The organism is Calothrix sp. UHCC 0171, assembly GCF_034931845.1.
In the GTDB taxonomy this organism is placed as follows: Bacteria; Cyanobacteriota; Cyanobacteriia; order Cyanobacteriales; family Nostocaceae; genus Brunnivagina.
This window is the reverse complement of record NZ_JAYGHN010000001.1, coordinates 388089-400764: the sequence shown is the minus strand read 5'-3', so window position 1 is coordinate 400764 and position 12676 is coordinate 388089. Positions and strand designations below refer to the sequence as shown.

Sequence of the window (12676 nt, the reverse complement as noted above, 5' to 3'; positions counted from 1 at the left end):
AATGGCGAAGAAAGTTGTAGCGGTCATTAAGTTGGCTTTAAATGCAGGTAAAGCCAACCCAGCACCGCCAGTTGGTCCCGCACTGGGTCAACACGGTGTTAACATCATGATGTTCTGCAAGGAATATAATGCGAAAACAGCCGATCAGGCTGGGATGGTAATTCCTGTAGAAATTTCGGTATTTGAAGACCGGAGTTTTACATTTATTCTCAAAACTCCCCCAGCTTCGATACTAATCAAGAAGGCAGCTAAGATTGAAACTGGTTCTAACGAACCCAACAAGAAAAAAGTTGGTTCAATTACCAAAAACCAGTTAAAAGAAATTGCCCAAACCAAACTACCTGACTTAAATGCTAACGATATCGACGCAGCAATGAAGATTATCGAAGGCACTGCCAGAAATATGGGTGTGGCGGTTGTAGATTAGTTGATGGTTAGTGGTAAATAGTTAGGGTTTAATAGTTAATCAGGAGACTCATTAACTACCAATAAATAACAATTACCAAGTAGCAATTGACACAAGAAAACAATATATATCGGGGGAGAGTATTGTTCTCGTTAGTCACCCCAGGAGAGAAAATGACAAAGAAAGTATCACGTCGAATGCAAGCTTTGCTTGCCAAAGTAGAAGATAAAGATTACGCGCCCTTAGACGCTCTGGCGCTTTTGAAAGAAACTGCAACAGCAAAGTTTGCTGAAGCTGCGGAAGCACATATTCGTCTAGGGATTGACCCAAAATATACTGACCAACAATTACGGACAACGGTAGCATTACCCAAAGGCACAGGAAACATTGTGCGTGTTGCAGTAATTGCACGAGGCGAGAAAGTGAACGAAGCATCTAATAATGGTGCTGATATCGTTGGTTCGGAAGAACTGATTGATGAAATTGCCAAAGGTCGAATGGACTTTGATAAGCTAATTGCCACACCGGATGTAATGCCACAGGTAGCAAAGCTTGGTAAAATGCTAGGTCCCCGTGGTTTGATGCCTTCCCCTAAAGGTGGTACAGTCACCTTTGACTTGGCAAGTGCGATCGCAGAATTCAAAGCAGGTAAACTAGAATTTCGGGCAGACAGAACTGGTATAGTCCATGTTATGTTTGGTAAGGCAGAATTTTCGCCTGAAGATTTACTGGTAAACTTGAAGGCATTGCAAGAAACCATCGATCGCAACCGTCCTTCAGGTGCGAAAGGTCGCTACTGGCGAACTGTATACGTTTCTGCCACAATGGGACCTTCAATTCGTGTTGATGTCAACGCCCTTCGCGACTTGAAAATGGCTTAAGCCAATTAAATTTTAGATTTTGGATTGGATTTTAGATTCATCCAAAATCCAAAACTCAAAACCCAACATCCAAAACTGAATAAGTAGCCAGAGACAGCGGGTGTTATCAACTTAATATCCTGCCGAGGTTTACACCAAACTAATTGCTGCTTTCCCAATTCAGGAAAGTATGAGAGCTAATTTGTGCGGAGTAGTTACGATTAAAAATCGACCTCGAATTAAAACCCTGGCTTGAACTGCCGGGGTTTGTTGTTTTTGGTTCTGTTTTGGCAAGAAATTGAGTGATGGAAAAATCTAAAATCCAACATCTAAAATCCAAAATATCTAAAGGAGGTGAAAAAACATGGGCAGAACACTTGCGAATAAAAAAGAGATTGTTACTGAACTCAAAGATACTTTGAGTGAGTCAACCTTGGCACTAGTAATTGACTATCAAGGGTTGACAGTTGCCGAGATTAGCGACTTGAGACGTAAATTGCGCCCTAGTGGAGCAGTTTGTAAAGTAACAAAAAATACCTTTATGGGTATTGCCATTCAAGAACAAGAAAAATGGCAGCCCTTGTCGGAACTCCTCCAGGGTTCCAATGCCTTCCTGCTGGTAAAAGAAGACTTTTCATCAGCAATTAAGGCATATCAAGATTTCCAAAAAGCCACCAAAGACAAAACTAAGCTTCGCGGTGGTGTTATGGATGGCAAACTGCTGAAAGAAGCAGATGTCAAAGTTTTGGGAGACTTGCCATCCAAGGAACAACTCATGGCACAAATTGCTGGTGCTATCAACGGCGTAGCAACCAAGCTGGCTGTGGGTATCAACGAAGTACCCAGTTCGCTGGGACGTGCTTTGCAGGCTGTCGCTGACAAAGATAAAGAAGGCGCTGCTGAATAAAAAGTGAGGGGTTAATTAACGATTAACAATTCACAACAATTATCAATTTACAGGAGTTTGAAAAATGTCTGCTGCAACCGATCAAATTTTAGAACAACTCAAAGGCTTAACTCTTCTCGAAGCATCTGAACTCGTTAAGCAAATCGAAGAAGCATTTGGTGTTAGTGCTGCTGCACCTGCTGGTGGCATGATGATGATGGCAGCACCTGGTGCTGCACCTGCTGAAGCTGCTGAAGAAAAAACCGAATTTGACGCGATTCTTGAATCTGTTCCTGCTGATAAGAAGATTGCAGTCCTCAAGATTGTACGTGAATTGACTGGTTTAGGTTTGAAAGAAGCAAAAGACTTGGTAGAAGCTGCACCCAAGGCGTTGTTTGAAGGTGTTGCTAAAGAAAAAGCTGAAGATGCGAAAAAGCGCGTCGAAGAAGCTGGCGGAAAAGTTGCTATCAAGTAGTTTCTCCTCCCTTTTTGTTGCCCATAGGTTTTTAACCTGGGTTATGAATCAAAAGCCTACATTAGTAGGCTTTTTTTATTGAGGATTAGTTGATAAATAGACTATTTCCTAACTGTGCAGACACCAAATCTCTGAGATTTGCCTTACACACCGCAGCTACTAATACCAATTCACAATGCTCCCTGCGGGAGAGCTAACGCTAACGCAATACTCGCTCCGCGAGAAGCAAGCTACGCAATGCTTCCTTCGGAAGAGCTTCGCTAACGCAATTAAAAAACTTAGATGCAGCAAAGCTTTCAGGATTTACATCTGTATCAGATTTTTCGTGAAATGGTATAAGCTGTGGCGCATTTAATTTGTATATTAGACGCGGGTAGCCCCGAAGTTTTCCGTGAAGAATATCTCCCTGGAAACTCCTCTTGGCACTACAGTAATTTGACGTTTTCGCCTTATACAATTTAGCCGCACATCAGCTTATCTCCTTCTATGAAACCTTCCGAGACTCTTCCATGTCTTTTGTCTGGATTTAACAGGCTCCACTAATACCGATTCAAAAAATGTTTGCAACACATCCAGAATATGAGACGCGAGATAACCTCTTACACCATTTCACTAAAATCGTGAAACATATCCAAATTCTGAAACCCTTGTAAAATCAGGATTTCTTAATTGCGAATTGCGAATTGCGAATTGTGAATTGTGAATTGGTATTACCCTTCGGGAACGCTAAGAGTAGCAAAGCGACACGCTAACGCTTCTTTACAGTTTTATTAAAGATTTTATGAGAAAAATAATTTTTTTATACCAAGGTAGTAAATAAATATTGACAAAGGATTGACAAGGATTTATGTTAATCGCAATATATTATTCTACCTGAGGTTACAACAGACGCAGTTTTATTCGATAAAGTTAAATTAATATTGCAGGAGATAGTGTAAATTTGGCTTTTTAGTCAATTAATTACACAGCAGTTTCAACTTTTGAAAATAAATAAAATTATGATACAATTGACATCTTTAAGATTAGCTTCACATTAATAGCAGCATCCGAACCTTAAAAAACAGGTGAATTTAGCATGGACTGCCCGAAAATCCTAGTTGTTGAGGATGAAAAAGTCCTCGCTGTTGATATTAGGAATAGTTTACAAAAGTTAGGGTATACGGTTCCGGAAATTACTGACTCAGGTGAAGGCGCAATTAAAAAAGTTGCAGAAACGCATCCGAATTTAGTGTTAATGGATATTTGCTTGACAGGTGCAGTTGATGCCGTGCAAGCTGGGGATTTTATCCGGAAAAACTTTCATGTACCCGTACTATATTTAACAGAGTACGCAGCACAAAGTAATTCACATCAAAATCTTTTGTGTGATCCATTTAGTTACATTATTAAACCATTTGCAGAAAAGGATTTACATATTGCTGTGGAGATGGCTTTATATAAACATCATATTGAAAAAAAATTCCACTTAGAACACCAACATTTGCTAACAGTTATTAACAGCATGGGTAGTGCGGTAATTGTCACTGATACTAGTGGTTGTATGCAGATGATAAATCCAGTGGCAGAATCACTAACTGGGTGGAAACAATCAGAGCTAATTGGTAAAGATATTACACATGCATTATGTTTAATTGACAAAGATACAGGTGAAGAGATTGATTTTATTGTTAAAGAAGTAGTTACAAAAGGTCAGATTGTGACTTTACCAAGTAATTGCATTTTGATTGCCAAAGATGGTAGGGAAATTCCGATTGGTGATAATGCATCTCCAATTCGCGATCGCAATGGTAATATTACTGGTGTTGTCTTGACTTTTCAAGATATCACTGAGCGCAAGGAAATGGAGGCAAGGTTATTACGTAATGCTTTTTACGATGCCTTAACATCGCTACCAAATCGAGTTTTATTTTTAGATAGACTCAGGCAAGCGTTTGAACGTGCCAAGCGTCGGAATAATTTCCATTTTGCAGTTCTATTTTTAGATTTAGATGGGTTTAAGGGGATCAATGATCGTTTTGGTCACGGAATGGGGGATGATTTACTAGTAGCGATCGCGCAAAGATTGCATTCCTGTTTGCGAAGTGGTGATACGGTAGCCAGGTTTGGTGGTGATGAGTTTGCGGTATTATTGGAAGATATCAAGGATGCAAGCGAAGCCAGTGCGATCGCAAGACGCATTCAAGATACACTAAAGCTACCACTACATTTAAATGGGCAAGAATTGATTACCACTGCCAGCATTGGTATTGCTTTAAGTGCTAATCATCATGACGAACCTGGGCAAATGCTACGGGATGCTGATATTGCCATGTACCGTGCCAAGCAACAAGGTAAAGCGAATTTTAATGTATTTTAGTTAGTGTTGATGAGGTGTAGGGGTAAGGGAATGAAGAATTTACCCCTATCTTTAAGTTATGCTCTTATTTTTTCTGCCGAGTTGGTGCCAATACCATCAACATATCCATCTGCTGTGTCTCTGGGGTTAAAGATGTGGTAGCTGAGACACTGTAAATTGAACCAATTGTCTGTTTAAAGATGTTGAAAAATTCATTATTTTGAAATTCCTGGGGAATCAAACCATAAATCCATGATAGGGAAGAACCCATATTGACGTAAAAATAACCTTGATTCGGGTAGGGAAGTGAATTTGTTGCAGTCGTAAAATTATAAGTGTCAGATAGCTGCACATAGGGTTTGGGAAGTAAATCTGTGATTGCACCAAATCCAGTGGTGAGAAGTAGGGTATCTTGTTCAATCCAACTGTAGGCAAATGGGCTAAAAGAACCTGTTCTATCATTCCAACTGGTGACACTTTTACCTTTGATATCACTATTTTTAATAGTTGCTTCACCATTGCTGGAGGATTTAACTAATTGCTCTAATTTATTTAAGGTGTTTTCAGCAACACTACGATTATTAGTTTTGACAATTAAACCAACACCGAAATTAGCGTTGGGACTAAATAATTTAAACAATCCTCCCTTGGTTGGGAAAGTGAAAAAGCCATATTCCCCATCCATCCAGCCAATAAAGTCTTTGTCAAAATCCAAGCCAGTGGTAGTGCGGACAAAATTGCGAAATTCAGTTAACCCTTTCTTGACTTCAGGTATACTTTCAAATCCACGGGACAACGCTTGCCAATATAGGTTAATATTACTACCTGTGATTGCTGAATATGTGGCAGCAGGCATTCGAGATATCATTAGTTGTTCTCTTTTGCTGACTGGCTTCTTGGCTGATTTTAGCTGATTTGCAGTTGTCGATTTTGCCATGTAAGCTTGAACTTGAAAACGCATTCCTTCCGGTTGTAAGCGCAGGGAACTATTAATGCTTTTGTATGCTTTTAACTGTTCGAGGTTAATATTGTCCAAACCCAGTAATGGCAAAGTGTTGCTGAATTCAGCCGGAAAATCTTGAGCTAAATCTTTAATTAAATCTTGAACTAAACTCATGTAAGCAACGGGGTTTTGGTACATGGAAAATAGTACCCCTGGGGCTTGATGTTGTTGAGTTAATGTTTGTAATTCTGAGTTAGCCCTAATATTGGCAATCTTTCCATTCTTGGTGTCAATTAATTGTTCCAAGGGTTTACTATCTAATCCTAAAACAACATAACCTGGAAAAGTTGCGATCGCTAAATTATTTTGTCGTCTATTTTTAAGTTTATTTAATGATTCTGGTAATGATTTGACTCTCTGTTTAATGGCTTTCGTTGGCAGTGGTTTGGCTGAGGTGTTTGTTTTAATTTCAAATATTGTCGCACCTTGATATTCGCGAATTTTCACCTTGTTTTTATCTTTTTTGACTTCATCCAAAAAAGTCTCTACTCGCATGTCGTTGGTAATGGGAAATACCATCACAAAACTTGATTCCATAGTTGCCGGATTATTGCTAATTTTAGGCATAAAAGCAACTACGATTTCTTCTCCTAGCCAAGATTGTATGTCTCTGGCATAGTTGAAACCCAGATTCGGGGGCATAAATTTGAATATTGTTTGCTTTGCCATGTGGAACAAATGAAAGCGAGTCAAATTATCCCATTTTTCGGGTTTAATACTGATGAAACCAACTAAAGGTGAATCTGTAGGTAAAAAATTGATAATCTCTTGTGTGGTGGAATTATTTGGCTGTTCGTTGACTTGTTTGGCGATATTATTGTGATTTTTAGCCGCAAGAGTCAGCTTTTTGTCTAAAAAAATAATTGCATCACTTAATGGTTGATTTTGATGATTTTTTGGTGATGAAAGTGCAATTGAATTAGCCGAAGATTGACTAGTTACTCGTAATTTTGTGTTTAATTCCTCGGCTTTTGCCCCTGACATACATAACAATAAACCAAGAGCGGTTGTTATGCTCCCCTTAACCATTATTCTCATACTGTATACCTTTGGATAATGTATTTTGTAATCGTATTTTCTTACTAACATAAAAAGATACAAACTACATCTAGTATATTTGCGTATATTGATTTTAATTATATAAAACTTTCAACATCCAGAAATTTAATTAATAATTAAAAATTTATGAGTTTTTTTTGGATAAATCATAAATATTATTTACTCAGCATTTTGTAAAAATTTTTGTAGAGAAGCTTGTATTTTTGGTTGCTTTATGTACACTTGTGCAGCTTCCAATAAATTATGAATATTATCAGGACTAATATCATCAATATCGTCACTTAAACGCTTACCAGTTAAATCGCGATCGAGTTTAAATTGTAGTCGTAAAATGCGCTCATGTGCTATCTGTTTAGTGATGTATTCATAAATTTCCGAAGAGCCGTCAAATAATACACCAATTAAGGGTTGTGCCCATTGAATTAAACCCCAATGTTGAGCATATTCGTAAGGAATAACTCGCGTACGCTCACCCGTACCAATGGAAAGAATGCGGATATCCTCCACCTTATATCCTAATTTTAAAGCTTCAGCGATCGCACAACTTGATGGGTTGTTAGCTGCAACTCCGCCATCAATAGCTGAAAATACAGATTTAATGGAGTAAACAGATGTTTTATTGGGGATTTGCTGCCAATCTGGGGAAACAATTGCTTCTCGAAATGAGCCGATATACTTAGTGATTGTCCGAGTTTGCCCACTACCCATGCCATCGATGATTCTAATTTGGGCGTTGTTATAAACGTCATTCACAGAAGCGGCATCTTCATCCAAAATAATGGCATTTTTTAACCCATCTTGGGCATTTCCACTCACTCTTTTATCGAGTCGATGTGCAGGAAAATAAGTTGGTGCAGAAGCTGAACAAACGCATATTTCCCATAGGGGAATGTTGCCGTATCCCTTATCTTGTCGCCAATTTTTAAAAAAGATGGGTTCACGCTCGATTGTGTCAAAAGAAATTACCAGTAATAAGGGTGAGAAAATATCAAAAAGGGTAGTGTCACCAAAAGCCGATTGCATAACTTTGATTAAACCTGCATCGGAAAATTTTGGTGCCGAAATCCCATGTTTGAAAAGTAAAGGCAGACGTTTGAGGGTAAGTCTTTTTTTATAGGGGAAAATAATTGAACTTTTTTGCTGATATAGTTCGACGATTTCTTCACTCTTACGACCTCGTGCGATCGCAGCTGCTAGAATAGAACCAGTGGAGGTTCCGGCAATCAAGTGAAAATACTCATTCAGAGGTTGCTGAATTTCCTTTTCAATTGCAGCCAGCATTTTCGCTGCTACTATTCCCCGTATTCCTCCTCCATCTAAACTTAAGATTCTAAATACCATAATTTCAATATTTTTTATTTCCCTAAAAATATACCCGCAAAATCAGTAATTGCGGGTAACTTATGTATCTACCAAAAATAATTTATTCTCACATCATGTGCGGCTAATCACTTACAATTATAAAGTTCTCCGCGTTCGCGCGTCTCTAAGTCTCCGTGTCAGTCTTAATAATAAGTATCCAACCAGACATGATATGATTCCTGAATCTGGAGATTATTAAAACTTATACCCTCTAGCCACCCAATAATACCAATCATTCAGCGCTTCCTGAGTATCACTGTCAGCGTCAAGCACTTTTAAATCATTTAACTTGGCAATTTCGACATCATCATCGCTACCCCCAGTTTCTACTACCTCCACAAGCATGTCACGCAAACATTCTTCCTCGGTAGCCATACCCAAAACCTCAACATCTTTTTCCGGTGAAGTTCCCTTGCGTCCTTTTTTTGCCCATTTGGCATTAAAGGGGAAGTTGAGACTGTCATCTAGATAATAATACCAGCCCATTGCCCGGTCTTCCTTATCCTCAGCATCAATAAGAATCTCACTTTTAATCCGTTCTTCGCGATTTGCATCTAATTCGACATTCGACATAACAACGCCCCCCACGGTATCAGACTTAATAAAGGTAAATATTACCGATTTCAGTCTATCAACTCAACTATTCTGGAGAATTTTCTTGAGAATATTATTTTTAGTAGTTTACCAAAGTCACTTTGCCGGGACAAAAATCTCCGCGTCTTTGTGTTTACCTGTCAATTCTCGGTTAAGGAACTACTGGTAATTTCATACTGGATATGCATTGATCATCTATTATTTTACCTTAATCCCAAATTTGTAATTTTTGGTTGATTTCTGATCTTTACCCACAGGAATTTTTACTGCAATTGATGTCACAAAAGTCTCGATGGTGATACTTGCAAACAAAAATAATATTCCGCCAAAAACAGGCTTTTTTAGATGATTTATTGATGAAAATGCGATCGCTATTTTTCGACTAGAGACATCTTTAAGAAATTAATCTCACTAAATTATACGATATTTATAAGTATTAATACATAAGCACAAATTGCAACTGACATCAGCATGAGGGTATAGACTCATTTGAAGCATAGACAAAACCTCTGTAGTATATTCACCGAGTAACCTGAGAACAAACTTGCAAATAAAAAATAGGCATATGACAGTTATAGTCTTCGGCAGTATTAATATTGACTTAGTTGCGACAGCTCCACGACTGCCCGTTGCCGGTGAAACACTGATGGGACGAGACTTTTTTAAAGCGCCGGGTGGAAAAGGAGCCAACCAAGCTGTGGCTGTAGCCCGTTTAGGCATAACCACATATATGATTGGACGTGTTGGCGCACATAGTTTTGGTGCTGAACTGATTACGAGTTTGCAAACTTCGGGAGTGCGAACCGAGAATGTTTCCATTGAAGCAACTGCGAGTTCTGGTGTGGCGGTAATTATTGTAGATGATACTGGCGAAAATCAAATTATTGTCATACCTGGAGCTAACGGACTCGTAGATAAGGAAGATGTGGAGCGGCTGTCAAATTTATTACCAAGAGCCAAAGCCTTACTTCTGCAATTTGAAGTCCCCATGTCAAGTGTAGTTGCGGCTGCTAGGGCTGCACATCATGCCGGGGTGAAAGTAATTCTCGATCCAGCCCCCGTACAATTAGATGTTCCTGAAGAACTTTATTCCCTAGTAGATATCATTACTCCCAACGAAGTTGAAGCCAGACAATTAGTAGGTTTTCCCGTCGAAGATAAGGAATCCGCAGCCAAAGCCGCAGAAATTTTGTTAGCAAGGGGAGTCAAATGCGTCATTATTAAACTTGGGGCAAAAGGGGTATATTGTGCTAGCGACAAAGAATGCTTTTTTATCCCCGCCTTTCCCGTACAAGCAATTGATACAACTGCGGCTGGAGATGCATTTAGTGGCGGATTAGCAGCAGCGATCGCCTCTGACTTAAGTTTACATGATAGTGTCACTTGGGGAGCAGCAGCCGGTGCGATCGCAGCAACGAAACCGGGCGCACAACCATCTTTACCTGATAAATATACCTTCGATATTTTCCTTAAAGAAAGAGGAATTAGAAGTCTTGATTAATGAGTTTTGTCTGCTGAGATATTAATTTTCCTATATTGTCCTTTCGTTTTACGCTTTCCTCTATGAAACAACAAGTTTTACTCGATCATGATGGGGCAGTTGATGACTTTCTGGCTACCATGCTGCTGATGACGATGGAACATATCGAACCCCTTGGTGTTATCGTCACGCCTGCGGATTGTTATATCCAACCTGCTGTCAGTGCTACCCGCAAAATTTTAGACTTAATGGGAAAATCCCATATTCCCGTTGCTGAAAGCACCCTGCGCGGCATTAATGCATTTCCCAATCTCTATCGTCGTGATTCTTTTGTCATTGATAACTTTCCCATTCTCAACCAACGAGACACCTACACCACCCCTTTACTGAGGGAATCGGGGCAAGATTTCATGATTCGGGTTCTCCAAGAAGCATCAACACCCGTAACATTGCTAATTACGGGACCATTAACAAATCTTGCCTATGCACTTGACAAAGCACCCGAAATAGAATCCAAAATTCAGCGTTTAATTTGGATGGGTGGTGCATTGAATGTCCCTGGTAATGTTGAAAAAAATTGGGAACCTGGACAAGACGGAAGTGCAGAGTGGAATGCTTATTGGGATGCCCTGGCGGTGGCACGAGTTTGGCAAAGCTCTCTCGAAATTATTATGTGTTCGTTGGATATTACGAATAATGTTCCTGTCAACCCCGAATTTGTGCAAAAACTGGGTAAACAAAGGCAATACGATATATCTGATCTGGCGGGGCAATGCTACGCTTTAGTGATTCCTCAAGATTATTATGCTTGGGATGTTTTAGCGACTTCGTATTTAGGGCATCCTCCAGCATTTCAATTGCGCCCCTGGGAAACAGAAATTATTGCCACAGGCAAAAGTCAGGGACGCACAAAAGTAGTGTCGGGAGGACGAAAAATCTTGGCAATGGATACAGTTGATAAAGATTGGTTTTATCCCTATATATTGCAACAGTGGCAAAGATAAGCAAACTTGCTGATGCTACAAGTAATTTAAAAAGGTTTCGGGAACTAGTCTAAATTTGCCAGATTTGCAATCATTAATATCAACCCAAACAGCAAGTTTTTTTCTCTCACCCTCAGTAAATTCTTGTCTTTGCAGTTGATAATATTTAGGCTCAACAAAATCGCATTCATATAATTGAATAATTTCGTGACCTTGCTTACCATTGAAAGTAAAAATATTCTCAAGACAAGCAACATAGCGAATATTTTGCAATTCTGCCTGAATTTCTTCCTGAAATTCGCGTTTTAAAGCCTCAAGACTAGTTTCGCCAAAGTCAACTCCTCCACCCATAGCGCGATAAAATTGATCTCCTTTTACCGGATCATATCCTTCAGAAACAAATATTTTATTGCCATCACGAATTAATCCTAAGGCAATAACACGAATTTCACCTTCTTTGTGCATATTAATAGTTAATAGTTAATGATTAAGAATCATATAAAAATAAGTAGTGTAAGCGTCTCGCTTGCTATTTTTCCAAGGTGGGCAAGATGCCCACACTACTGATTAAATTTATTTTTATATGAATACTTACTAGACATTTTAATTATCGTAGATAAAGGAAGGACGACTATCACTTTCTTCAACTGTCCAATCTGAATTTTCGCCGCCGATGTAGAGTTCTTCGATAACCACATATTCTTGGCTTAGTTGTGTTAGAGCATTCACCAAAATATCAATTGCGATCGCATCACTTGTACCTAAGTCAAACCAGCATCGTGCCCATTGTCCCTCATACTCAAATTCTCCCATATTGTGCATGAGCGCCTTGAGGCTATGATCATAACCCTCTTGGTCGTAACTCATATAACTAATTTCCAGTCCCGTATCTTGTACTTGCAGATTTTCAGCGTTAAAACCACCTAATTTTCCAAGATAAAACCAAGAGTGAAATACTTCTTCAACGTACTCTTTCTCACGTTGGGAAGGAATTGTGCTGAATTTTAGCCAAATCCAAACGTCAAATGGGTTAATTTCGCGAAACTGTATCAGCATAGGGGGAAAGGGAAAAAGGAGGACAGGGATTAATCCAAAATGTTTTTGGATTCAGAAACAATTTTAGAAGAGAGAGGGAAATTATGGGAGATGGGGAGATGGGGAGATGGGGAGATGGGGAGATGGGGAGACACGGAGATTTGGTCTGTAAAGGTAGTTCTCTGTGTCCTCCCATGA

General features: G+C 39.2%; 13 protein-coding genes and 1 other annotated feature. Of the genes, 8 read left to right on the top strand and 5 right to left on the bottom strand.

Going from position 1 to position 12676, the window contains the following annotated elements; all coding sequences use genetic code 11:
* Position 1: 1 nt before the first annotated feature.
* The 5 genes from rplK (at position 2) to VB733_RS01575 (ending at position 4983) form a co-directional block, all read left to right on the top strand.
* The gene (gene rplK / locus VB733_RS01595) at positions 2-427 is read left to right on the top strand and encodes a 50S ribosomal protein L11 (RefSeq protein WP_096614665.1); all 426 of its coding nucleotides are present in this window, start codon (positions 2-4) and stop codon (positions 425-427) included.
* Between the two features lie 152 nt (positions 428-579).
* Complete coding sequence (gene rplA, locus VB733_RS01590) at positions 580-1287, top strand: 50S ribosomal protein L1 (protein ID WP_323338357.1); 708 nt, start codon at positions 580-582, stop codon at positions 1285-1287.
* 69 nt (positions 1288-1356) lie between these two features.
* Positions 1357-1548, top strand: a sequence feature (ribosomal protein L10 leader region).
* 82 nt (positions 1549-1630) lie between these two features.
* Positions 1631-2173: a 50S ribosomal protein L10 gene (gene rplJ, locus VB733_RS01585; protein WP_096614667.1), complete on the top strand. Its 543-nt coding sequence runs from the start codon at positions 1631-1633 to the stop codon at positions 2171-2173.
* Positions 2174-2237: 64 nt separating this feature from the next.
* Positions 2238-2627: a 50S ribosomal protein L7/L12 gene (gene rplL / locus VB733_RS01580; protein ID WP_096614668.1), complete on the top strand. Its 390-nt coding sequence runs from the start codon at positions 2238-2240 to the stop codon at positions 2625-2627.
* Positions 2628-3702: 1075 nt separating this feature from the next.
* A complete protein-coding gene (locus tag VB733_RS01575) occupies positions 3703-4983 on the top strand; it encodes a diguanylate cyclase domain-containing protein (RefSeq protein ID WP_323338356.1) in 1281 nt (426 codons plus the stop codon).
* 64 nt (positions 4984-5047) lie between these two features.
* Here VB733_RS01575 and VB733_RS01570 read toward each other — a convergent pair whose 3' ends face one another.
* The 3 genes from VB733_RS01570 to VB733_RS01560 form a co-directional block, all read right to left on the bottom strand.
* A complete protein-coding gene (locus VB733_RS01570; protein ID WP_323338355.1) occupies positions 5048-7003 on the bottom strand; it encodes a DUF3352 domain-containing protein in 1956 nt (651 codons plus the stop codon).
* A 180-nt stretch (positions 7004-7183) separates the two neighbouring features.
* On the bottom strand, positions 7184-8365 hold the full coding sequence (locus VB733_RS01565) for a patatin-like phospholipase family protein (protein WP_323338354.1): 1182 nt from the start codon (positions 8363-8365) through the stop codon (positions 7184-7186).
* A gap of 216 nt (positions 8366-8581) precedes the next feature.
* Positions 8582-8959 carry a calcium-binding protein gene (locus VB733_RS01560; RefSeq protein WP_323338353.1) on the bottom strand — a complete coding sequence of 126 codons (378 nt, stop codon included), beginning with the start codon at positions 8957-8959 and terminating at the stop codon, positions 8582-8584.
* Between the two features lie 586 nt (positions 8960-9545).
* Between VB733_RS01560 and rbsK the strand changes: the two genes are divergently transcribed.
* Positions 9546-10481 carry a ribokinase gene (gene rbsK / locus VB733_RS01555; RefSeq protein ID WP_323338352.1) on the top strand — a complete coding sequence of 312 codons (936 nt, stop codon included), beginning with the start codon at positions 9546-9548 and terminating at the stop codon, positions 10479-10481.
* 62 nt (positions 10482-10543) lie between these two features.
* Positions 10544-11464, top strand: a complete 921-nt coding sequence (locus VB733_RS01550) for a nucleoside hydrolase (RefSeq protein ID WP_323338351.1) — start codon at positions 10544-10546, stop codon at positions 11462-11464.
* 15 nt (positions 11465-11479) lie between these two features.
* On the opposite strand, the gene VB733_RS01545 is transcribed toward VB733_RS01550, so the two are convergent.
* Both VB733_RS01545 and VB733_RS01540 read right to left on the bottom strand, forming a co-directional pair.
* A complete protein-coding gene (locus VB733_RS01545; protein ID WP_323338350.1) occupies positions 11480-11908 on the bottom strand; it encodes an NUDIX hydrolase in 429 nt (142 codons plus the stop codon).
* 138 nt (positions 11909-12046) lie between these two features.
* Positions 12047-12499 (bottom strand): DUF3531 family protein, encoded by a 453-nt coding sequence (locus tag VB733_RS01540; protein WP_323338349.1) that lies wholly within the window; start codon positions 12497-12499, stop codon positions 12047-12049.
* 39 nt (positions 12500-12538) lie between these two features.
* Here VB733_RS01540 and VB733_RS01535 point away from each other — a divergent pair, with 39 nt between their 5' ends.
* Positions 12539-12676: a hypothetical protein gene (locus VB733_RS01535; protein WP_323338348.1), complete on the top strand. Its 138-nt coding sequence runs from the start codon at positions 12539-12541 to the stop codon at positions 12674-12676.

Bases quoted from the DNA above. Each gene is read 5' to 3' on its own strand.
- rplJ (WP_096614667.1), top strand. From the start codon at position 1,631: ATGGGCAGAACACTTGCGAATAAAAAAGAGATTGTTACTGAACTCAAA.
- VB733_RS01545 (WP_323338350.1), bottom strand. From the start codon at position 11,908: ATGCACAAAGAAGGTGAAATTCGTGTTATTGCCTTAGGATTAATTCGT.
- VB733_RS01550 (WP_323338351.1), top strand. From the start codon at position 10,544: ATGAAACAACAAGTTTTACTCGATCATGATGGGGCAGTTGATGACTTT.
- VB733_RS01540 (WP_323338349.1), bottom strand. From the start codon at position 12,499: ATGCTGATACAGTTTCGCGAAATTAACCCATTTGACGTTTGGATTTGG.
- rplL (WP_096614668.1), top strand. From the start codon at position 2,238: ATGTCTGCTGCAACCGATCAAATTTTAGAACAACTCAAAGGCTTAACT.
- VB733_RS01565 (WP_323338354.1), bottom strand. From the start codon at position 8,365: ATGGTATTTAGAATCTTAAGTTTAGATGGAGGAGGAATACGGGGAATA.
- rbsK (WP_323338352.1), top strand. From the start codon at position 9,546: ATGACAGTTATAGTCTTCGGCAGTATTAATATTGACTTAGTTGCGACA.
- rplA (WP_323338357.1), top strand. From the start codon at position 580: ATGACAAAGAAAGTATCACGTCGAATGCAAGCTTTGCTTGCCAAAGTA.
- VB733_RS01560 (WP_323338353.1), bottom strand. From the start codon at position 8,959: ATGTCGAATGTCGAATTAGATGCAAATCGCGAAGAACGGATTAAAAGT.
- VB733_RS01535 (WP_323338348.1), top strand. From the start codon at position 12,539: ATGTTTTTGGATTCAGAAACAATTTTAGAAGAGAGAGGGAAATTATGG.
- VB733_RS01570 (WP_323338355.1), bottom strand. From the start codon at position 7,003: ATGAGAATAATGGTTAAGGGGAGCATAACAACCGCTCTTGGTTTATTG.
- rplK (WP_096614665.1), top strand. From the start codon at position 2: ATGGCGAAGAAAGTTGTAGCGGTCATTAAGTTGGCTTTAAATGCAGGT.
- VB733_RS01575 (WP_323338356.1), top strand. From the start codon at position 3,703: ATGGACTGCCCGAAAATCCTAGTTGTTGAGGATGAAAAAGTCCTCGCT.